The organism is Vallitalea pronyensis (assembly GCF_018141445.1).
Lineage (GTDB): Bacteria > Bacillota > Clostridia > Lachnospirales > Vallitaleaceae > Vallitalea > Vallitalea pronyensis.
In genome coordinates this window covers 4,530,921-4,553,187 of sequence record NZ_CP058649.1, presented here as the reverse complement: position 1 = coordinate 4,553,187, position 22,267 = coordinate 4,530,921, and the positions used below count along the sequence as shown (strand labels likewise).

Genomic DNA, 22,267 nt, shown 5'->3' with positions numbered 1-22,267 from the left:
GAAGAAAAATCTTTGAATACCTACGCCTAGCAAAAAAAATAAGAGTGGGAAGTCCCTACTCTTTTTTCGTTAACTTGTAGTTTGTAACAAAATCTAATATACATGCTTGTTCCTCTTTATTTAGTTCCATTAATTTGGCTATCAAAATTGGAAATACTTCATTATCTGTTTTAGAGGAAGGTTGTATCTGTTTAAAGAAATCTTCAAAGCTTATGTCTAGAGCAGTAATGACTTTATTTAACATTTCTATGGTACAATTAATTGCGCCTCGTTCAATTCTTCCTATATGTGTGGGATGAACGTGTGCTCTATCAGCTAATTCCTCTTGACTTAAATTTTTTGATGTTCTAAAGTGCCTTACTGCATGACCAACAATATTTATTATATCATTCATTTTATCACCCCAGTTTCCATGTATCTAACTTACATATTTGTTTCAGTAATAACAAGAGCATATATGCTGTATAAATTTAATAACAAAAGCGTAAAATGCTTGACAATAAATCATACATTTCTTATACTTAATATAGGGGAAGTTGTTGTATTAATAAGAAAAATGATAAAAGGGCAGCTACTACTAGGTCGAAGAGTGGTATGATTATTTAATATAGCAATTTCCACCGCTCACATCTTAACCCCAAGTTGAAGAAAGGGACGTGAATGTAATCCCTTTCTTTTTACTGTCGTTTATTATTAGTATTGACAAAGTAATAAGGTATTCTGATTTATTTTCATATTTATTGTAGGAGTAATTGTATTTTGATGGAAAAGAGGGGATAATATATCATGTTTCTTAACGTCCAATAATGTAATAAATAGCAATATATGCCTTAAGGAACTACTGATAGGATGTAAAATAGACCTCAATATATCAACGAAATTTGTTAGTCATGTGAGGGATTCAAAAGTCATTATAAAAGTATATTTTGTAAATTGTTTTGTAAAATGCTATAATCATAGATGTAAATTCTAAGATTCTTCGTAATGTATTCATTATTAGAGCAAATCAATTTTGACGTAGAATCTAGGTATAACAATGTTATAGTGTAGATGCTTTTGAAAATGTGTCTTAAAGGAAGAGAGAATACATGAATCGATTTGGCTACAACGTTTTTTTCTATATATTAACGATTATATTAGTTATAGTGCTAATGATGCTAGGAGTTAAACCTTTACTAGCATGGCTATTAACCTGTATTACTGTGATTATTTTGTATATTAGCATTAGCTTTCATCGACATCGGAAAAGGATAAATCTATTGGATGATGCATGTGACCCAGAAGCCTTTTTAGTTCAAATAGCTAAACAAAGAAAAATAACTGGCAAAAGTAAAAGAGCCAATGCTATTTTTGATGTAGATGTAGCGGCAGGTTTGATGTCTTTAGGAAAATATCAAGAAGCACTGATTGATTTAGAATTAATTGACCTATCATACCTTTCAACTAAGAATGGAACGCTGCTCGCCTATTATATTAACCTTATTGGATGCTATCATGAGTTAGGTGAAATAGAAAAAGCAAAAGATGTATTCGATAATAAAATAAGTACGTTATCTCCTATTAATAAACAATTAGTGGTTGCCGTTGAAATCATGATAGCCGAAAAATATTATGCTGAACAAAACTATCGGCAATCCAAAGAAAAAATATTACGATTGTTAGAAAGCCCTTATATTTCTAAACGCCAAAGAATGTACCTGATATACCGGCAAGGCTTAATCCATGAACAAGAGGGAAATAAAGAAGATGCCCACGCTAATTTCCAATATGTTATCAAACACGGTAATAAGTTAGGTATTGTTAGCCTGTCAGAAAAGCATATACAAGATGTAAAGAGCCAGTAAAATTATCTCTGAAGCTTCTATAATATTTCGGCATAAAACTTAAATAGCAAAACAGAAATAGTATATATTTATTCCCTGGCATTATTACTTAATTTATTGAAAATTGAGCTAATAAAAAGCCCAATAATAATTATACCTAATACTGACTCCAAGCCAACTAGAAGTCTCGCCCTATTTGTAATCGGCACAATGTCACCATAACCTAGTGTTGTAATTGTCACCATACTTAAGTATAGCATTCGTTTATATGTTCCCTTTAAACCATAAGGAAGCCCATTCAAACTATCTACAAAGATTTTAAGTTTTCTAGATACTTCCATGGGTAACTTTATACTACACACCTTATTTTCCTTGATCGTAAAAATTCTATCTAATTCAATCTTAGAGTAACCTAAGTCAGTCAAATTAGTGGGCGTCTCGTTTATAAGCCTAAAATAAAAAGTATGAATTTCACTATTACTTTTCAAACTTCCTCCATAACTATGTAATTGAAATTTATCATTTGTTTGAATCCACCCAGTAGCCGATGTCCCTTTATTAAATAAATACACTACAAGACTTATATTTAAGTTTCTACCATCTGCATTAAAATCAGTAACATATAAATCGTTGATATCTAAAATCCAGCCTTGTTCATCATCTAAATATGCAGTTTGTCCATTATTTATATCAATAAAATTTTTCTTTATTGATAATTCAATTTCATCTTTTATGTATTTATATGTATCTTGAACAGAGTTCTCATATTTGATGGTTGTATGATAAAATTCATCACTATAAAGAGTAAAAAGCCCCGAAAAAACAAGTATAAAACCTATGTATATGCAAAGAAAAATGAATCCAGTATTTTTAGTTAAAACACTCTTTGTAAAATTAATCTTTTTTATTCTAGCCATTATTTCGCTCCTTTATCTGTTGTGGTCAAGTCTGCGAATGGTTCTAAGAGCATTCGGCAGGGAAAAGCTTCTGAGAATCTTTCGGTGAGAAGTCATAAAGATACATATCGTATACAATATACATACAATCTTGTCTATAGCTACTACAGCGCCATCCACAGGAAGGCTTCGAAGAACAACCCCAAAAACCTCTCCCTCTTCTTTTTCATTATCGCCCTTTGGGCGACTATATCTATACTTACAACAAAAGTAACTTACTTAATGATCATGAAACCTTATTCATTTACAGTATATAAAAAGATATACAAGTATTATACTTAGTATAGACTCCTATTGAGAATTACTCATGTAATCCTCTTTGATACATAGGTCATCATTAATTTTAATAACAACGATTACAATCAGTTTCAAAATTATGTGGTAATCTGTTTTATATTGTTTTTCATTATTGCTATTAGTTCCATGGAGATACTTATTTCGAATATCATGACCATTTGTGAATTTAGACTTATTAAGATAGTAATCAAAATAATCTTGTTCATTTTTTGAAAATAAGCTACTCTTAAGATTAACGAAGTTTTGGTTATATAGACCCTCTATCACTCGTCTTATATTATCAGGATAGTGCCAATAGTTTATTACTTCCTCATAAAAAAGTTCTTTTAAAATATATATGACTTTCTGGTCAATGAATTCTAAATAACCCTCTTTATCTTCACAAATTAAATTATTCTCAAATAACCATTCCATATCTTGCAACTGATATTCTTCAAAATCATTCTTCTTCAAATGTTCAGATATCATTAAATCTAAGAAGTTCTCGTAATTATCTTCTTTATTTGGCATATAAAAAATACTACTCTGGTCAGAAAACAATAAATGTGAGGCTCTTTTATACCAATCACTTGTAGAATAGACATACTTCTTTTCAATTAAAGACTTAATATCTTTGCTTTTAACACTTGATGATGACATTTGAATCAGTTCTTGGTCAATAAAGCCATCTTCAACTAAAAGATTATACTGCTTAAAGATTCTATCAATTTCAGGGAGAATAGTTCTACACTTTTCAAAATATGAAGTTTCTTTAGATGGCATTTTAACTATAAAATTACTGATTTTAAATTCATCTTTAAGATACTTACTAAAGAACCATTCAATCATATCTTCCAATCTTATATCAAAATCATTTAGCACTTTTATATAGCTATATATCTCCGCATTTGAAAGCATTTTATTATATCTAAAAGAAAACGAAGTAGTATAAAGGTGTTCTTCTTTAGGGTGCATTAGTGATTCTAATACACCCATATCACTTGTCTTTGAGACGAATTGCAGTCGCATTTTAATATCCACAAAACTAAAAATATAAATAAAATTGTTCCAAAGTGTTGGATAATCTAAGTTCTCCTTAATCCATTTTAGACTTATGTTTATATTTGCAGTATTATCATTCATCGTAATTATTACTACTTCTTCTTGGTCGTTTGGATATGATATCATTACACGAGTTTTAATACCAGTTCCATCATTAAATAATTTACTTTCTTCTATTTTTTCTTTTCTCATAGCATGTAACTTGATTTTATCAGGTATATTAAGCCCCTTACCTACGGGATACGTAATTATCTGCCGTAATGTATTTATATTAACTTGTGGTGAATCAATATATTCATCAATTAAACTATAAATCTCTGTTTCAGTCAAAGATGAAGGTAAATATAAATTATCTTCTTTAATATATTTTGACAGAATAATCTTTGCATTGCTAGAATCAGTTAATATTACCTCTTTGATCTCACTATCAAAATGCTTTGCTAATTGCTTAAACTTGAGTATTGAATATACGTGAACATTATCTTTATTAAGAAATGCTCTAAAGTCACTATTTTTCACTTTCTTATATAACTTATATTTTTCAAATATTTCCCAAAAATCATCAGTACTATTAGAGGCTATGTTATCGTGAAAATTGATATAGTCATTTTTATACTTGTTTATGAAATGACCTATTTTATGGTGTATCTTTTTCTCATATGTCCTTATTTCAATATCTGTTTTTTGAACTATATAGTCACTAAATTGCTTGATATGTATATATTTCAAAATATTGTAGAAATCAATTAAATCTGTGATAGACCACTCAGATTCAATAGCATTTTCCTTAACTTTTTTTACAATCTTATTAAGCTCCCAGCCACAAGCCATACCATATTTTGAATTGAATTTAATTCCCGCCATACATCCTCCATTCTGAATAATCTAAAGTAACGTGCGACAAAATAATCTCTGTCGGTGATATTGATAAACTACTATTCTTCGTTGTATGTTAATATTATTTCTGCAATAACTGTACCATAAACCAATAATTTTATTTATCTATATATTATAACAACAAAAAAATTGATATGTATAATTTTATCATAATAAAACCTAAAATCAATATATGCTATTAAATCATACAGAATTATTAGCTCTTTTAATAGCATTTACGTATGTTTTCTTAAATAAGGTTTCACGGCCATTAAGTAAGTTACTTTTGTTGTAAGTATAGATATAGTCGCCCAAAGGGCGATAATGAAAAAGAAGAGGGAGAGGTTTTTGGGGTTGTTCTTCGAAGCCTTCCTGTGGATGGCGCTGTAGTAGCTATAGACAAGATTGTATGTATATTGTATACGATATGTATCTTTATGACTTCTCACCGAAAGATTCTCAGAAGCTTTTCCCTGCCGAATGCTCTTAGAACCATTCGCAGACTTGACCACAACAGATAAAGGAGCGAAATAATGGCTAGAATAAAAAAGATTAATTTTACAAAGAGTGTTTTAACTAAAAATACTGGATTCATTTTTCTTTGCATATACATAGGTTTTATACTTGTTTTTTCGGGGCTTTTTACTCTTTATAGTGATGAATTTTATCATACAACCATCAAATATGAGAACTCTGTTCAAGATACATATAAATACATAAAAGATGAAATTGAATTATCAATAAAGAAAAATTTTATTGATATAAATAATGGACAAACTGCATATTTAGATGATGAACAAGGCTGGATTTTAGATATCAACGATTTATATGTTACTGATTTTAATGCAGATGGTAGAAACTTAAATATAAGTCTTGTAGTGTATTTATTTAATAAAGGGACATCGGCTACTGGGTGGATTCAAACAAATGATAAATTTCAATTACATAGTTATGGAGGAAGTTTGAAAAGTAATAGTGAAATTCATACTTTTTATTTTAGGCTTATAAACGAGACGCCCACTAATTTGACTGACTTAGGTTACTCTAAGATTGAATTAGATAGAATTTTTACGATCAAGGAAAATAAGGTGTGTAGTATAAAGTTACCCATGGAAGTATCTAGAAAACTTAAAATCTTTGTAGATAGTTTGAATGGGCTTCCTTATGGTTTAAAGGGAACATATAAACGAATGCTATACTTAAGTATGGTGACAATTACAACACTAGGTTATGGTGACATTGTGCCGATTACAAATAGGGCGAGACTTCTAGTTGGCTTGGAGTCAGTATTAGGTATAATTATTATTGGGCTTTTTATTAGCTCAATTTTCAATAAATTAAGTAATAATGCCAGGGAATAAATATATACTATTTCTGTTATTTATTAATCCTTTAATTATTCAAAGATTAGTCGCCCCCTCAACATATAGGGTGATAACTAAGCAAAATAAGAATTGGCTTTTACTAGCCTAGGGGACGAAATTCTGTTTTTGCTTAGTTATCACCCTATATGTGGAGGGGATGAGTAATCTTAAAAGTTATATATGAAAGAGGAGATATAAATGACGCTTTTAGATGAGTGTTTGGAAGCACTACAAGATAATTACAAAATATTATCTAATACTCAAAAGGAACAATTATTAAAAGAATTATTTGAAACATTTTCTCTTACAAACTGGGGAAGAATCAACTGGGTTAAATTGAAAACAGTAAAAAAATGTATGGATACAGAGAATTTTATTGATAGTATTATTGATTTCATTGGAGGTAATAATGAAGACATTATTATTGTATGGGATGAGATAAATCATCCTAAAATACTTCTAAACTAACATCAATTTTAAACGTAATTGATGATGTGACTGCTGTAAGTTTTAATACTTGGATATTCTCAAAAGATAAAAAGAAAATAGTAGAATTTTATCATGATGGTGAGATTATCTTAGGAATAATCAATGCTTAATTACTAAGTATGATTTATCTAATAGCTATTACTATTAAATAATAATTCCTCTAACTGATAAGGTTCTCTACTTAATAATAAAATTATAATACACAGCATGTATACAATGTACATATAGTGCTGGTATATAGCCTAGAGTAATATGTTGACCCCAGAGCAACTCACAGGAAGACTTCGAAGAACAAACCCAAAACCTCCCCCCTTTCTTTATCGCCCTTTGGGCGACTTCTTTTTAGAATATTGCCCTATGGGCAATAAATGGTTCTCAATGTACTAATTAGTTGTTCAGTTCAAGATTCTCTTATAATACAAACTCACTCTTTATATCTGCCCTTTTCATTGATAATTATGCTCTTATTAGATATAATTATATTAAATTTAAATTGAATTAATTTTTTGTAATTAAATTAATTGAAGAGGGTGGCTTAATGACGAGAATTAATTGGATTCATATATCGGATATACATTATAATTTTGATAATTACAATACAACAGTAATGAGAGAGAAAACTATTGACTATCTTAAATCCATAGAGCAATCGTATAACTTTATTGTTATTACTGGTGATATTAGATATAGAGGTGAACCATATACAGATGAACTCATTGAATTCATAAGTAACATATTAAATGAGTTGAAAATAAGTAACACTAACCTTTTTATAGTACCAGGTAATCACGATGTAAAAAGAAGTCAAAAAAGAAAAATACTTATTAATGGAATTTGTAGCTTAGAAAATCCATCTGATGAAGTGGATACGCTTGATACTGAAATATATAATGATTTATTGTCAGGACAAGACGAATACTTTAATTTTTATAATAAGTTAATGGGACATGGCTATAAACAAGAGGAACTTCATTATGTGGCATGTAGAGAGAATTATAATATCATACATATAAATACTTGTTTAATAAGTGGTATTGATGGAGAGGATAGTCATAAGAAATTAATAATTGGTCAAAAAAAGTTACGAAATGCATTAAAAAATATTAATAATGAAAACTTAAATGTAGCAGTTGGACATCATAGCATTGAATGTCTAGCTATAGAAGAACAGAAAAGATTTGAAAACAATCTTTCAGATCATAATATAGATATGTATTTAAGTGGACATGTTCATAAACCTAGAGCCACATTTAATGTTAATAATGAGAATGATTTACTATATGTTAGCTGTGGGTCTGGTATGTGCGATAGCTATTCCACGGTTGGGATAGTAACGGGTTCTTTAGACATAGAAACTGGTAATGGACAAATTACATTCCATAAGTGGTCTCAAAGTTTAGGGAAATGGGTTGAAGATAATGAAGTTTCAAGAAGAGCTTCTGGTAATAGTTTAGAGATTTCGATAAATAGATTATTAAAAAATAATGTAAAAAAAAATGCTGAATGCATAAAATCAACAAATATTAATTTGGCAAACACAGATGTAAATAATATCATTTCGCAGTACTTAAAAAGTAGTACTGATTATAAAGAGCTAACAATTAAAAATTCTAAAAGGAACATACATATAGATATTCCAATTATTTCTACAAAAATATCTACTCGTCAAGACAATGTTAACGATTTAATAGGAATTTTAAAGGAGAAAACATGGATACATTTACATGGTGATATTTGGTCAGGTAAAACTTATCTAGCCACTTTAGTGGCACAAAAATGGAAAAACAATACACTATGGATTACTCTTAAAGGATTTAATTCAAAACAAGCTTATAATAATATATATGAATTATTAATTTCACTAACAGGGGTCCCTTCATCACATCATTTAGAACATTTTTGTAAAAACGTTTGCGAGCAAATAAATGAACATACTCTAATAATATTTGATGATGTGCCAATGCTTTTATCCAACTTAAGGGAATTATTTCTCAGGTTTGTCCTTCAATGCAAAAAACGCAATATTAAAATTATATCTACTGGAATAGAAGATATTCCATTAAATGTACGACAATCTATAGGAGAAGAAACGTTGGCCTTAGATATTCCTAAGTTCTCTAACTACGAAATAAATGACTTATTAAAGGTATACAAAGCTCCTGAAGAAATAATTACAAATGAAAAATTTACGGATTTTATAGCTGTTAAAACAAAAGGAAATCCTTCGTTGATAGGGGCATTAATTTATTATTTATCCATTAATGAGTGGCAGTTTACAAATGAAATACTAATGGATATTATCAATGATAGATATTCTTTAAATCTTGAAAGTGAAATACAAGATATAGTAATTAAAACCTTAAATAATCCTCAAGAAAGAGAGTTGTTATATAGACTGTCAACAATCGGTTGGGCATTTACATTTAATGATGTTAGAATTATATGTAATATATTACCAATAATTGAATTACCTTTAGAGAATTTCAATAAACTAATAAACATATGGGTTAAAGAAGAAAACAATAAATTTATTGTATCACCTCTTATTAAAAAGATTGCTGAAAAAAATATTACGTTAACTACAAAACGCTCTTTGAACTTATCAATGGCAAATGAATTGATGAAAAAAGAAACTCTTACACCATTAGAAATTTTAAGAGCTATCACTCACTTTATTGATGCCGAAAAATTTGATGATGCTGGTTATGTACTAATCAAAACACTAAATGAAATGGATTCAAGAAATTTGATTACTGATGAGTGGGGATTTGCAGGTATCTGGTACAATATATCATTACCACCACAAATGAATATTGAGACTAAATTGTATTTAAGAGTAATCCAAATTAAGTTTTGTATAAGAATAGGGAAAGATATAAAGAAATTACTTGAGGACTTTGATAATCTAATAAATGAGTTAAGTATACCTCATATCACTTTTTATATGTCAACAATACTTGCACTAACTAAACCTCAAAAAGCAAATAAATATTTATTAAATTCCATAGATTCATTATCTGATATGCAATTACCTAACGGTGAACCTGTATTATTACCCGAAACAATAAAACCAGAATCTATCATTTGGTTAACAGGAGCTTCGATTAAATCGTATAAAGATATTAGAAATTGGATAGATACCCTTAGTAGTTTATCTCACGACCAACTTAAGATTGCTTTTAGTGATACGCTTGCTGAACAATGTTGTTTCAGTATAATTGATAATATATGGCTCATTGAATATAAAAAAGAAAAACAGGAATGGAAATTGTTAATGGACTACTTTATCGAATTAACATATTTTGCCTATCAAAGAAATTTAGAAATTTTATGGGCTTGCGCTATAAGAGGGAGAATCATTATTTTAGCTGAAAATCAGCAAAATCTTAATGAAGCTATTAAACTAGCTAATGCGTCTCTTAAATTAGCTTCAAATAATCCAATAATACAGTTTATTATAAAGTCTATTACTGGAAAACAATTAGTATACAAGGGAAAATATACTGATGCTATAAAGTGGCTTAAAGATGCTTTATCTAATAATATAAACTTATATCTATTTGAGAAAGTAGATACATACTTAAAACTAAGTGAAGCAATAGCATTTAATGATTTAGAAGAATCTGCCCAATATGCAAAACAGGCTGTTGAAATTTCTAAAAGCAACCAAAGTATACCTAAATATTATTTAGTTAAAGTAATTGGAGAGTGTATTATAGCATTATGGGAAGCGAAAAATGTAGAGGATATGTTTTTATATTATGATGAAGCGGTTAATATATTATTAGGAAATAAAAAAGATAGTAATAGTTGGAAAGAAGTGTTTACTATTTTTGGACACGTTTCAGGGTATATAATTATTCTTTTACAAACTGGAAGTGCTCCAGATAAAACAAAGGATGGAACTCCATATAAACGTCCCTATAGACGAATGTTTCTTAACGATAGTCCTCTTTTAGCTGAGCAATATGATCAAAGTATGGATTATGTGCTAGCTATCCATACTTATTGGTTCGCAGAAAAGATTGGTGAATATGATAAAGCTGAAGAGTGGGCAATAAGTGCGTATGACATGGGAATGAAATCTCATAATAAACACATTCTAATAGCGGATGGATATCGTTTAGGCAGTTATCTAATAAATAGAAATATGTATAGAGATGCGTTGGTTATACAATTAGATTGTATTATTAATTTAGTCAGAAATAATGTTGGTAATTCTAATGAGAAAGGTGACAATACCGAATTCGTAACATATAAAAATGAGATATTAAATAGTACTAAATTAGAAGCTGAAAAAAAGATGATAATTTACTGGGCGATACCATCTTTTATGAAAGTAAGTACAATTCACTTTTTGGATGCAAAATTAGCACAAGATTATGCACATGAAATTATTGATATATGTAATCAAGCAAAAGAAACATATAGTAATCAAGAGCTATGGGACAATATAATGAATTTATTTGTTTCGGTTTTCAATACGAAAAAAGACTTTAATAATTTTTCAAACGAGTATAGCCATATAATTAATTCTCAAGATACATGGCTTAAAGCATTGTACTATATTGGTGCTTCTACTTTATGCAATGATCCAAATCATAGCATAAAAATACAATTATTATGTGCTCCACTAATTAATAATCAATACATTGGATTTCCACCAATGTTTAAAATGATAGTAGGTGATTATTTTAAGTTATTTTGGTTAAACTTTTTATCAATTCACAAGTCTAAATTTATTGGTTGGAATAGGACGATTAAAAGTCAAATAGATAGATGTTATTTCTTATCAGATGATGTAGCTATAAAAAAAATATTGGGAGTTATCTCAGTAAATTTAGATATTGACTTAGGTGAAGATATAATGAATTGGTTAGAAATATAATCATAAAATTATCTAAGACAAGTGTAATACGAAGAGTGAGTTTGTATTATAAGAGAATCTTGAACTGAACAACTAATTAGTACATTGAGAACCATTTATTGCCCATAGGGCAATATTCTAAAAAGAAGTCTCCCAAAGGGCGATAAAGAAAGGGGGGAGGTTTTGGGTTTGTTCTTCGAAGTCTTCCTGTGAGTTGCTCTGGGGTCAACATATTACTCTAGGCTATATACCAGTACTATATGTACATTGTATACATGCTGTGTATTAATTTTATTATTAAGTAGAGGACCTTATCAGTAAGAGGAATTTTATTTAATAGTAATAGCTATTAGATAAATCATACTTAGTAATTAAGCAATTGATGAGACGGTGAAAAAAAGTCTGTAAAATACAAATTTTGAATGGCTTTCTATGATAAAATAAATATCATAGGAGGCTATTTTATAATGGCGAAAAGGAAGAAGAAATTATCAGAAGGAAAACAAAACATTATTGCTGCTCTTTTACAAGAGTATGATATCAAATCAGCTGAAGATATTCAAGATGCATTAAAAGATCTGTTTGGCGGTACTATTGGAAGTATGATGGAGGCTGAACTTGACGATCATCTAGGATATGAACCTTATGAGCGAACGAATAATTCTAACTCTCGTAATGGGTGTAAATCAAAAACTGTACGTAGTAAATATGGCGAGATAGATATTGACGTGCCACAAGATAGAGATTCATCCTTTCAACCTCAAATCGTACAAAAACGCCAAAAGAATATTTCTCACATTGACGATAAAATAATAGCTATGTATGCAAAAGGGTTATCCACTAGGCAAATATCTGAGCAAATAGAGGATATTTATGAATTCGAAGTTAGCGAAGGTATGGTATCTAACATTACGAATAAACTTCTTCCAGAAATAGAAGATTGGCAACACCGTCCCCTATCTAGGGTTTATCCCATCGTGTTTGTAGATGCTATCCATTTCTCGGTTAGAGATAATAATGTCATTAAGAAGATTGCTGCATATGTTATTCTTGGAATTAATGAGGATGGTATGAAAGAAGTCATCAGTCTTCAAATAGGACAAAACGAAAGTAGTAAATATTGGCTAGGCATCCTAAATGAATTGAAAAATCGTGGAGTTCAGGACATTCTAATTCTTTGCGCAGACGGATTATCAGGAATGAAGGAGGCTGTAAATGTAGCTTTTCCAAAGACTGAATATCAAAGATGTATAGTACATCAAGTAAGAAATACCTTAAAATATGTATCATACAAAGACAAGAAGAAATTTGCAATAGATTTAAAGACTATTTATCAAGCACCATCTGAAGAAATAGCCCATGAAAGAATGCTTGAAGTTACTGAAATGTGGGATACTCATTATCCAAATGCTATGCGAAGCTGGTCTATGAATTGGGATGTAATTAGCCCTATATTTAAGTTTTCGGCGAATGTTCGCAAAGTAATTTACACAACAAATGCTATAGAAAGTCTAAACAGCACTTATCGTAGGCTAAATCGAGGAAGAAGCGTTTTCCCAAGTGATAAGGCATTGCTTAAAGCTCTATATTTAGCGACATTTGAAGCAACTAAGAGGTGGAGTATGTCCGTCCGTAATTGGGGGAAGATCCATGGAGAACTTTCCATCATGTTCGAAGGATGGTTATAAGAAAACCCTAAAATACACGTAAAGCAAGGGTTTTATTGACATGCTCTTAAGTATATCATATAGTTGAGATAGGCATGAGTATTGCATATTACAAGTGTTCATGCCCTCAAAACTTATCATAGAAAGCTAATTTACAGAGATTATTCCCTTCTCGAATTGGATGTTGAATACAGGATAAAATTCCTTGAATAAGTTGTCTAGAAAAATATTTTCAATGCAATTGCTACTATAAAAAATATTGCACTTGTTTTAAGAAAATATTTTATTCTATTTTTATAAATATCTTTATCATTCTTATCAAATAGCCAAAATACATAGATAATACAACTTAAAAGCAAAGTAAAGATACCTGATACAATAAACATGAAGCTAAAAATTTCAACGTTACTCCACATACCACTAAACCTGAACATGGGGTACTCCTTTCAATAGGTAATTGAGAATAATAGTATAACTTTAAGAAAATCATTTGAAAATAATTCATCAATTAAATATCTATCATTTGAAAAATAATACATCATAAACTAATATTATTATATCAAATAGTTGATAAAAAATATATAAAATACTTTAACTTTCTCCAGTTAATAAAAAGGGCTAAAATCAGCCCTTTTCATGATAGTGATTATGTAAATGTAAAACTTTCAAACTAAAATTAATCTTAATTAAGTTGGAAATTCTACGATTGTCCATGAATAGGAATCAATATCCCAATCCGTTATTTCTTCTAGTGTAAAAGGATATCCATTCGCCTGTGATATTGAACAAATAATAGGACTAAGGTTTCCATAGAAATCAGATCCTAAAAAATCTTATTCTTAATTTCTTACCATTGTAACGTATACCATCAGCTGTATCATCGATTTGTTGAGCAATAGCGTTTCTATTAATATTATATGCAGTCAAACCTAGAGAAATGCCAGTACCAGTAACACCAACCCATGGAGCCGTAAAAAGTAATCCACCACTCAAAAGCTAGACCAATATCAATATACATTAGATTTCTTATAGTATCTGCAAGTGCATCTACCTCAGCATAGGTTAGATATATTATTCATATTGGTAACAAACTCAATTTCCCAACTGCTTAAGACTGGTTGCGCTATAGTATATTTCATCCAAAGTGCTTTCTTCTAGAAGAATTCTAAGTAATATTTCTGCTTTTTCTTGTAGACTAAAAGTTCTTCTTTTTCTACTCATATCTATATTATAACTTATTTTTTAGAATTTGCGTCCAACCTTATGTACATTATAATAAGAGGCATGAACATTCCAGTCACAATCATTTGAGTACACATCATTAATTAATGAATACCCTAATTTGTTTGAGAATAATTTAACGATATAAGCTGACGGTAATCGTTTACTAGCTTCAAGCCTATAGACATGTTGTTTAGAACAACAACCTTCTGCTAATTCTTTTTGGGTTAAACCTTTTTCTAGTCTTAAATTTCTAATTACTTCTCCTACTGTTTTTTTTTGTTCATTCATTTGTAACCTCTCCTTCCAATTGATTCATTAAAGAAAACGGCAAATTAAAATAAAATTTAATTTTAATTTATAGTAGAGTACATAATTAAAAAGAAAAGCTTAATATATATTTGTTTGGGTTAAACATATTTATAGTTATCATTCTAACTTATAAATGGTTAAAGAGTTATCACTATTATATTATGTCAGAATACTATAAAATTTAAATGATCAATAGGTTTTCTAAAATATCATACAAAAGCAAGCTTACTTACTATATTTAGTTTTCTATTAAACTAGTACTCTACTTCAACAATATTCAACATTATCAATATAATTATAACACTATATAATATTTTTTTGAATAATAAACACATTACAAGATGTTGATTTAATTAAATAATAATATGATGTACATATTAATGTAATACTTTTATGATTTGAAATGCAATTTCGTTCACCTTATATTCGTAAAAAACATATATAAATTAAAGTAGTTCTTTTGACACCTTTCAATCATTGAAAATAAGAGCATTTTATAAGTTGTAAATTTTTTATCCTGGTACTAATATAACTAAATATGAAGCTCAAATTTTGATTAAATATGTCTACAATACTTTTAAGCCGTAATCTTATACTATACATAGTTTTGTACAATATTTATAGATATAACCAGATTGGTCTTGTGCCAAGATATCGGACAACTTAAATTTAACAAACTATGTTGTACCTTATTATGTAAGATTTGACATCTCGTTATTATTAGGTGACTCTAAACCACATGTACTGTGGGTTCGTCTTGTATTGTAGAATCCATCAATGTATTGAAAGATTACGATACCATCATTTTTCTTGGCATTTTGTATCCAATTGTTGATTGATGCCTGACTTACTTGAAGTTCTTCGGCTACCTTTGCCATTGATTTGTCTGATGAATGATAATAATTGACTGCATCTTGTTTAAACACAGCTATATAGTGTCTTTTATTTTTAGTTCCCATAAATATCTCTCCTTCTCAAAGTATTATATATATTTTTGAGTTTAAGTATATTTATGTCTAACTCCAATTGAGTTTCGAATATTAAAATAATATATTATTTAGTAATGCAGTAGAATTATTAAACTAATTAACGCTGTTCATATAATTAAATGAACAGTGTAAACCAATTGGTCTATTTAATGTATTATGATATAGAGTTATTATTATATTGTAAACGTCAAGTACAAATTATATTAAAAAGGAGATTGATAATATGAAAAACACAAAAAAAATGATAAGTTTAGCTTTAGCTATCATGCTGTTATGTTCTTTTTCTGTGACTTCAAATGCTTCTACAATGGTATTTAAGGGTGTTGAAGCATCAGATCAAGCGCCAGGGATAGTTTTGTATGAAGAAATACTATATCTAACCTATGCTGAGGCAGATGCACTTGCAGATACTATAAGAAATCCAATGTATATTGATATTGGTCTAGCAGTTTTGAGTGGTGGATTACTTTTTACGGCTCCATGGGTTGGTGTTACTGGTACTGGCATTTCTCTAGGTTTGACTGCATATAATATTAATAGAAACGCTATTGCTCAACAAATCGATGATGCAGCTGATGGTATACGTTACAATGGTAAGAAATTAAGAGTAAGATTTTTTAGATCTGATTTCTATGGAAACCTTAGTCCTATTAATTGTTCAATATCACAGGCGAATGGGTATCCTTTTACACTAGAAGAAATAACGGATTGGGATATTGATTCCTATTCATGGACAACTATAGAATTTCCAGCTTAATTAAGATTAATTTTAGTTTGAAAGTTTTACATTTACATAATCACTATCATGAAAGGGCTGATTTTAGCCCTTTTTATTAACTGGAGAAAATTAAAGTATTTTATATATTTTTTATCAACTATTTGATATAATAATATTAGTTTATGATGTATTATTTTTCAAATGATAGATATTTAATTGATGAATTATTTTCAAATGATTTTCTTAAAGTTATACTATTATTCTCAATTACCTATTGAAAGGAGTACCCCATGTTCAGGTTTAGTGGTATGTGGAGTAACGTTGAAATTTTTAGCTTCATGTTTATTGTATCAGGTATCTTTACTTTGCTTTTAAGTTGTATTATCTATGTATTTTGGCTATTTGATAAGAATGATAAAGATATTTATAAAAATAGAATAAAATATTTTCTTAAAACAAGTGCAATATTTTTTATAGTAGCAATTGCATTGAAAATATTTTTCTAGACAACTTATTCAAGGAATTTTATCCTGTATTCAACAGAGCAATTCCAATAAGCCCTACTTTATGTTTTTATTGAAAGAATATATTATCCCCATGGTTGGACATAGAGGTTTCCATTTATGCCTATTGATTTCAGATAAATAATAAAAATGAAATGACACTATATCTACATTGTACCAAATTATTTTGTTTTTGAAACTAATATAAATGGTAAAGAACTAAATTAAGCCTTTCTCTTTTATTCTGTAATATCGCAATTAAAATTCAATATTACTGGTCTCCTCTTTTATCAAACAAATACAATTACTCCCACCCTAAATATGAAAATAAATAAGAATACCTTTAGTATGTCTTGGAAGCTTAAGTTACTATTCATATTTCTTAGCCTTTTGTTTACATAATTAGTACTCATAAATCATGAATCACAAATCGTGGTGATTAAGAATATTTCGCTCTATATCGTCTAGAATAGCATCTTATTTTGACTATAGATATATAGGATAATACCTAACTTGTTAGAGTTACCAATATAAATCTAGCAAAGCGCTTTTGGGTCTTTTTTTATCTCTATTCCCATTTCTTGTAATGGATTCAAGATGGTAGTATTGGTGGTGGCGATATAAAACTTGTTGGAGCAACTGAATTTTCTCTATGCTTTTCACAGACTATATTTTCATCTATTATAGGAATTATTGTTGTGTTATAATTCTATTGCCTTTATTGTTTAACCAAAGAAAGTTTAAAAATCAATCATTTTCATTGCACCTTTTTTAGATGGGGTTGCATTTTGATTATGATATTTATGTGAAAGTGCAGACAAAGCAATGATAAGCTATTTACCAAAGAGTTCATTAGCTTATTAACTGTTTTATATAATTCTACGATTCGTAGGTTTTTTTATATTTACTAATGAAATATAATGACTATAGAGAGGTGGTGTCGCGTTGGATCAAGTTGAAATTGGACGATTTATTGCAGTACTGAGAAAGCAACAAAATTTAACCCAAATTGAACTTGCTGATGTTCTAGGAATTAGTAACAAAACTATTAGCAAATGGGAATGTGGTAAAGGAATGCCGGAATTATCCCTTATGATGCCACTTTGTGAATCGCTTAAAATTAATCTAAATGAGTTGTTCTCTGGTGTAAAGTTGACCGATACTGACTATAAAAAGAAAGTTGAGGAAAACATAATGAAGCTTATTGAAGATGCAGAAAAAACTAAAAAAAATGTAGTTGGTGGAAAAGTTCTAGGCAAGGTGGCTAATATAGATATGGATGTGAGTAAAACTCATAAGACTAACACCGAGTTTTGGAATACAATTGGTAGTGAATTTTTGGGAGTAACTGCTTTACCAAGTTGGGGTGGGTATTTACCATCGGAACTAAAATTGAATTTACTTGGAGATTTATCAGGTAAAAGTATACTTGAACTTGGTTGTGGTAATGGTCACTCATTAGATTATGTTGCTGGTTTAGGAGCAAAAGACTTATGGGGAGTGGATATTTCAGCAAATCAAATTAATAAAACTAAAAGCTATTTAAGTTCACAAAAAATTAGTGCTAATCTAATATGTTCCCCGATGGAGGAGGAATGTGGGTTGCCGACCGACTATTTTGATATAGTGTTTTCAGTTTTTGGAGTGGGTTGGACAACAAGTTTGGACCAGACCTTTGAACATGTACATTCATATCTGAAAAAAGATGGAATCTTTGTTTTTGGATGGTCACATCCTATTCATAAATGCGTGTCTATTGAAGATGATAAATTTGTTTTTAGTAATTCGTACTTTAATGAAGAATGGTATTGTGCCGATATGAGCGATAAAGAGATTATGCTCTCTAACCGTATGCTGAGTACATATATTAATACACTTGCCAGAAATGGTTTTGCTATTGAATCACTAATTGAAGAAACGGATAAAGAAAGAGCTATATCATCAGGAACTGATTTTGGTAAAAAGGCGTTGATGTTGCCAACGGCTTTTATCATTAAGGCAAGAAAACTGTAGATATACAAACAAATAGAGCTCGTTAATTAACGATAGTGGTTATTACATGATTGAAAGAACAAAAGACAGTACACTGGAAGACATGCTATTAAAGATTGAACCACATTTTGGATTACAAAATAATAGAATAAAATACTTGAAAAAAGAAGTAACAATCACTAATAAGCCTTATATTCTATCGTATAATATAAATATATACGTCTTACAGAATATGGAGTGAAATCAGTGAATAGATTCATGAAAGTATTTGTTGTAATATTAATCACTTGTACAATAAGCATTGTTAGTTGTCGTCCTGATAAAAACCACAAGTTTTCAGATACATCCCATAATGATGCAAATAATAAAACCACTAATTTAACTACACAAATGCAAGACTATAGAGCTTATGGTGATTTCCGTGATGGACTAGCACATATTCGATCAGAAGGGAAATCTGGTTACATTAATACATATGGAGATGTGGTTATTAAACCTACATTTGATATTGCATATGATTTTAGTGAAAATCTTGCGGTAGTAGAAATAAATTATAAAGAGGGCGTTATAGATAAAAATGGTGAACTTGTAGTAGAGCCTATATATAATACTATAAAATCATTTAGTGAACAGAAAGCAGCTGTAGCTATTTATGATAAAAATAAGAATGGTGGGTATAGATATAGTAGTAGTTATAATTGGGGCTATATTGATACTGAAGGAGAAATAATAATAGATTTAAACTATACGAATGCATTCCCTTTTAGCGAGGGGCTTGCAGCTGTAAGGATTGAAGATAAATATGGTTATATAAACGAACTAGGTAACATGGTTATTGAGCCTCAATATGAACAAGCAAGCAAATTTAGTAATGGTCTAGCCCCAGTTTTATTTAATAACGGTAAATGGGGAGCTATAAATAAAGATAATGAAATAATAATAGAACCCAAATATGATAGATTAAACGAGTTTAAAGACGGGATAGCATTCTGTTATGATAAAAACACACAAAAATACGGAGGATTGGATTTGAATGGTAATATTGTAATTTCTCCAAATTATGCATGGGCATTTGATTTTAAGAATGGTTTAGCTGTGGTGGTGCTTCCCAATCATATGTATGGTATGATTGATAAAACTGGTGATTGGTTTATTGAACCTAAATATCAATTCTTGTCAAATTTTAGTGAGGCATTAGCAGTTGCTAAATTAGGTGGGAAATATGGTTATATAGATATCAATGAGTCTTTCGTAATTAGTCCTAAATATGATACGGCTAATGATTTTAGTCATGAAAGAGCAAAAGTCTCTTTAGGTAATATTAAAGGATATATTGATAAGAAGGGTAGATGGATATTTCCTTAAAACATTAAAAAACGAATAGGTTGGAAAACTATTTTCTAAGTAAGCTCTCATTTTATCAAGAAATTGTAAAAAGATTTGACGGAGAACAAATGTTCTGGTAAAATTTTCTTATACATTACAATTTCGTAAAGGGGTGTGTATATATGAAAGATATAAAAGGGAAAGTAGCACTTGTTACAGGTGCAACGCGAGGTATCGGAAAAGGCATTGTTATTGCACTTGCAAAAGCTGGAGTAATCGTTTATTTTACTGGAAGAACTGAAAAAGAATATGAAGGTGCAGTTAAACTTTCAGGTTCTTTGAAGACTACAGAAAATGATGTTAAAAAACATGGGGGTATAGCCATTGGTTTAAAATGTGACCATACGATACAGGTAGAAGTGGAAAAGGTTATTGATACAATCATGGCTGAACAAGGACAAATAGATATCCTTGTCAACAACGTTTGGGGTGGATATGAACATTTTAATAATGGTACAGAGTTTTGGAAAGAACAAGAATTCTGGACAACGCCAATGTCACGATGGAATAGTATGTTTGACGCTGGTGTAACGGCTCATTATATGACAAGTCATCTAGCAGCACCAATCATGATCAAACAAAACTCCAGTTTGATTATTAATATTTCATTTTGGGCATCACAAAAGAATGATCGAGGTGTTGCTTATGGAACTGCGAAGGCTGCAACGGATAAGATGACGGCTACAATGGCTTATGAACTTGAAAAGTATCATGTTGCTGTTGTTTCTTTATATCCAGGTTTGGTAAGAACGGAATCCGTGTTGGCAGCACAGGATTATTTTGACTTATCTAATTCCGAATCTCCTGAATTTATTGGGCGAGCAATTATAGCATTAGCTTCCGATTCTAATGTCATATCAAAAACTGGTAAAGTATGTATAGCTGCTCAGTTAGCAAAAGAATATGGGTTTACAGATATAGATGGAAAACAGCCAATACCTTTAACGTTGGAAACGTGTTAATTATTTTTCAGCTAGTTCTTGTTTTAATGCAATCAAAGTAAAATCACCAGGGAGATTTTTGTAAGAATCAAATCGTGGACCTTCCACAAGCTGTTTTATTACAAAACCAGCTGATGCAAAGGCCGTAATAATTTCGCCCATAGTCCAATACCTCAAAAGGCATTTTGGGAATTCATCTTGTGTATTATGGGACAAGTACTTTTCGTAAGAAACTTCACCTACGATTAACTCGCTCTCAAAGTAGTTGCCAGTGAGTTCAAGATTGTCATTTGCATCTTTAAAAATATCACGTTCCTGAAGTAGTTTTCTAAATGGGTGAAAATCATTTAATATTAACTTCCCATCAAGTTTTAACAACGAATATAGCTTATTAGCGAATTTATGTAAGTCTGAAAAATAATGCAATACGCCACCTTCAAGGTAAGCAATATCAAATGGATTGTGTATGTTATCAATGTTAAATTCTAAGAAATCAGATACAATATAAGTTAGATTTACATTGGCTGCTACTGCAATGTCAGTAGCATATTTCTTGTTTTCTTCTGAAATATCAACAACGGTTACATCAGCACCAAGTATGGCTAAAGGAACTGCTTTTTGACCACATGAGCCAAGAGGATTAATGATTTTCTTCCCTCTTATTTCATCGAAAAATTGAATATGTCTACGCAAGTAATAATGAGGTCGTTCTATCATGTCTTTGGCTGCTTGACTGGGTTTACCTAGTTTATTACTCCAGAATTCAGTAGCCCTATAAGACCATGCCTTTTTATTAATTTTACTTTGCTTATTCATGATACACAT

Annotated in this window: 17 protein-coding genes; 11 read left to right on the top strand and 6 right to left on the bottom strand. The window is 29.8% G+C overall.

Features of this window, described 5'->3' with window-relative positions:
• Positions 1–55: 55 nt before the first annotated feature.
• Positions 56–394 carry a helix-turn-helix domain-containing protein gene (locus HZI73_RS18850; protein WP_212694914.1) on the bottom strand — a complete coding sequence of 113 codons (339 nt, stop codon included), beginning with the start codon at positions 392–394 and terminating at the stop codon, positions 56–58.
• A gap of 865 nt (positions 395–1,259) precedes the next feature.
• On the opposite strand from HZI73_RS18850, the gene HZI73_RS18845 reads away from it, so the two are divergent.
• On the top strand, positions 1,260–1,844 hold the full coding sequence (locus HZI73_RS18845) for a hypothetical protein (RefSeq protein ID WP_212694913.1): 585 nt from the start codon (positions 1,260–1,262) through the stop codon (positions 1,842–1,844).
• Between the two features lie 68 nt (positions 1,845–1,912).
• On the opposite strand, the gene HZI73_RS18840 is transcribed toward HZI73_RS18845, so the two are convergent.
• Positions 1,913–2,740 carry a potassium channel family protein gene (locus HZI73_RS18840; protein ID WP_212694911.1) on the bottom strand — a complete coding sequence of 276 codons (828 nt, stop codon included), beginning with the start codon at positions 2,738–2,740 and terminating at the stop codon, positions 1,913–1,915.
• A 330-nt stretch (positions 2,741–3,070) separates the two neighbouring features.
• On the bottom strand, positions 3,071–4,981 hold the full coding sequence (locus HZI73_RS18835) for a hypothetical protein (RefSeq protein ID WP_212694912.1): 1,911 nt from the start codon (positions 4,979–4,981) through the stop codon (positions 3,071–3,073).
• A 545-nt stretch (positions 4,982–5,526) separates the two neighbouring features.
• Between HZI73_RS18835 and HZI73_RS18830 the strand changes: the two genes are divergently transcribed.
• From HZI73_RS18830 to HZI73_RS18815, 5 genes are all read left to right on the top strand, one after another.
• Complete coding sequence (locus HZI73_RS18830; protein ID WP_212694911.1) at positions 5,527–6,354, top strand: potassium channel family protein; 828 nt, start codon at positions 5,527–5,529, stop codon at positions 6,352–6,354.
• 201 nt (positions 6,355–6,555) lie between these two features.
• The gene (locus tag HZI73_RS18825; protein ID WP_212694910.1) at positions 6,556–6,825 is read left to right on the top strand and encodes a CDI toxin immunity protein; all 270 of its coding nucleotides are present in this window, start codon (positions 6,556–6,558) and stop codon (positions 6,823–6,825) included.
• Positions 6,826–6,851: 26 nt separating this feature from the next.
• Positions 6,852–6,956 (top strand): hypothetical protein, encoded by a 105-nt coding sequence (locus HZI73_RS26960; protein ID WP_456300853.1) that lies wholly within the window; start codon positions 6,852–6,854, stop codon positions 6,954–6,956.
• A 428-nt stretch (positions 6,957–7,384) separates the two neighbouring features.
• On the top strand, positions 7,385–11,734 hold the full coding sequence (locus tag HZI73_RS18820) for a metallophosphoesterase (RefSeq protein ID WP_212694909.1): 4,350 nt from the start codon (positions 7,385–7,387) through the stop codon (positions 11,732–11,734).
• A gap of 446 nt (positions 11,735–12,180) precedes the next feature.
• On the top strand, positions 12,181–13,401 hold the full coding sequence (locus HZI73_RS18815) for an IS256 family transposase (RefSeq protein WP_212694908.1): 1,221 nt from the start codon (positions 12,181–12,183) through the stop codon (positions 13,399–13,401).
• 1,221 nt (positions 13,402–14,622) lie between these two features.
• On the opposite strand, the gene HZI73_RS18810 is transcribed toward HZI73_RS18815, so the two are convergent.
• A complete protein-coding gene (locus tag HZI73_RS18810; protein WP_212694907.1) occupies positions 14,623–14,892 on the bottom strand; it encodes a helix-turn-helix domain-containing protein in 270 nt (89 codons plus the stop codon).
• 713 nt (positions 14,893–15,605) lie between these two features.
• Positions 15,606–15,872, bottom strand: a complete 267-nt coding sequence (locus tag HZI73_RS18805; RefSeq protein WP_212694906.1) for a transposase — start codon at positions 15,870–15,872, stop codon at positions 15,606–15,608.
• Between the two features lie 253 nt (positions 15,873–16,125).
• Between HZI73_RS18805 and HZI73_RS18800 the strand changes: the two genes are divergently transcribed.
• The 5 genes from HZI73_RS18800 (at position 16,126) to HZI73_RS18780 (ending at position 21,463) form a co-directional block, all read left to right on the top strand.
• Positions 16,126–16,659, top strand: coding sequence for a hypothetical protein (locus tag HZI73_RS18800; RefSeq protein WP_212694905.1), 534 nt, complete (start codon positions 16,126–16,128; stop codon positions 16,657–16,659).
• 1,409 nt (positions 16,660–18,068) lie between these two features.
• Positions 18,069–19,136, top strand: coding sequence for a methyltransferase domain-containing protein (locus HZI73_RS18795; protein WP_212694904.1), 1,068 nt, complete (start codon positions 18,069–18,071; stop codon positions 19,134–19,136).
• A 46-nt stretch (positions 19,137–19,182) separates the two neighbouring features.
• A complete protein-coding gene (locus tag HZI73_RS18790) occupies positions 19,183–19,356 on the top strand; it encodes a hypothetical protein (protein ID WP_212694903.1) in 174 nt (57 codons plus the stop codon).
• A gap of 17 nt (positions 19,357–19,373) precedes the next feature.
• Positions 19,374–20,480, top strand: a complete 1,107-nt coding sequence (locus HZI73_RS18785) for a WG repeat-containing protein (protein WP_212694902.1) — start codon at positions 19,374–19,376, stop codon at positions 20,478–20,480.
• 143 nt (positions 20,481–20,623) lie between these two features.
• Positions 20,624–21,463 (top strand): SDR family NAD(P)-dependent oxidoreductase, encoded by an 840-nt coding sequence (locus tag HZI73_RS18780; RefSeq protein WP_212694901.1) that lies wholly within the window; start codon positions 20,624–20,626, stop codon positions 21,461–21,463.
• Here the strand turns inward: HZI73_RS18780 and HZI73_RS18775 are convergent, their stop codons facing one another.
• Positions 21,464–22,258 (bottom strand): class I SAM-dependent methyltransferase, encoded by a 795-nt coding sequence (locus HZI73_RS18775; RefSeq protein WP_212694900.1) that lies wholly within the window; start codon positions 22,256–22,258, stop codon positions 21,464–21,466.
• Positions 22,259–22,267: the final 9 nt, after the last annotated feature.

Bases quoted from the DNA above. Each gene is read 5' to 3' on its own strand.
- HZI73_RS18830 (WP_212694911.1), top strand. From the start codon at position 5,527: ATGGCTAGAATAAAAAAGATTAATTTTACAAAGAGTGTTTTAACTAAA.
- HZI73_RS18800 (WP_212694905.1), top strand. From the start codon at position 16,126: ATGAAAAACACAAAAAAAATGATAAGTTTAGCTTTAGCTATCATGCTG.
- HZI73_RS18780 (WP_212694901.1), top strand. From the start codon at position 20,624: ATGAAAGATATAAAAGGGAAAGTAGCACTTGTTACAGGTGCAACGCGA.
- HZI73_RS18840 (WP_212694911.1), bottom strand. From the start codon at position 2,740: ATGGCTAGAATAAAAAAGATTAATTTTACAAAGAGTGTTTTAACTAAA.
- HZI73_RS18820 (WP_212694909.1), top strand. From the start codon at position 7,385: ATGACGAGAATTAATTGGATTCATATATCGGATATACATTATAATTTT.
- HZI73_RS18815 (WP_212694908.1), top strand. From the start codon at position 12,181: ATGGCGAAAAGGAAGAAGAAATTATCAGAAGGAAAACAAAACATTATT.
- HZI73_RS18810 (WP_212694907.1), bottom strand. From the start codon at position 14,892: ATGAATGAACAAAAAAAAACAGTAGGAGAAGTAATTAGAAATTTAAGA.
- HZI73_RS18805 (WP_212694906.1), bottom strand. From the start codon at position 15,872: ATGGGAACTAAAAATAAAAGACACTATATAGCTGTGTTTAAACAAGAT.
- HZI73_RS18785 (WP_212694902.1), top strand. From the start codon at position 19,374: ATGAAAGTATTTGTTGTAATATTAATCACTTGTACAATAAGCATTGTT.
- HZI73_RS18790 (WP_212694903.1), top strand. From the start codon at position 19,183: ATGATTGAAAGAACAAAAGACAGTACACTGGAAGACATGCTATTAAAG.
- HZI73_RS18825 (WP_212694910.1), top strand. From the start codon at position 6,556: ATGACGCTTTTAGATGAGTGTTTGGAAGCACTACAAGATAATTACAAA.
- HZI73_RS18775 (WP_212694900.1), bottom strand. From the start codon at position 22,258: ATGAATAAGCAAAGTAAAATTAATAAAAAGGCATGGTCTTATAGGGCT.
- HZI73_RS18835 (WP_212694912.1), bottom strand. From the start codon at position 4,981: ATGGCGGGAATTAAATTCAATTCAAAATATGGTATGGCTTGTGGCTGG.
- HZI73_RS18850 (WP_212694914.1), bottom strand. From the start codon at position 394: ATGAATGATATAATAAATATTGTTGGTCATGCAGTAAGGCACTTTAGA.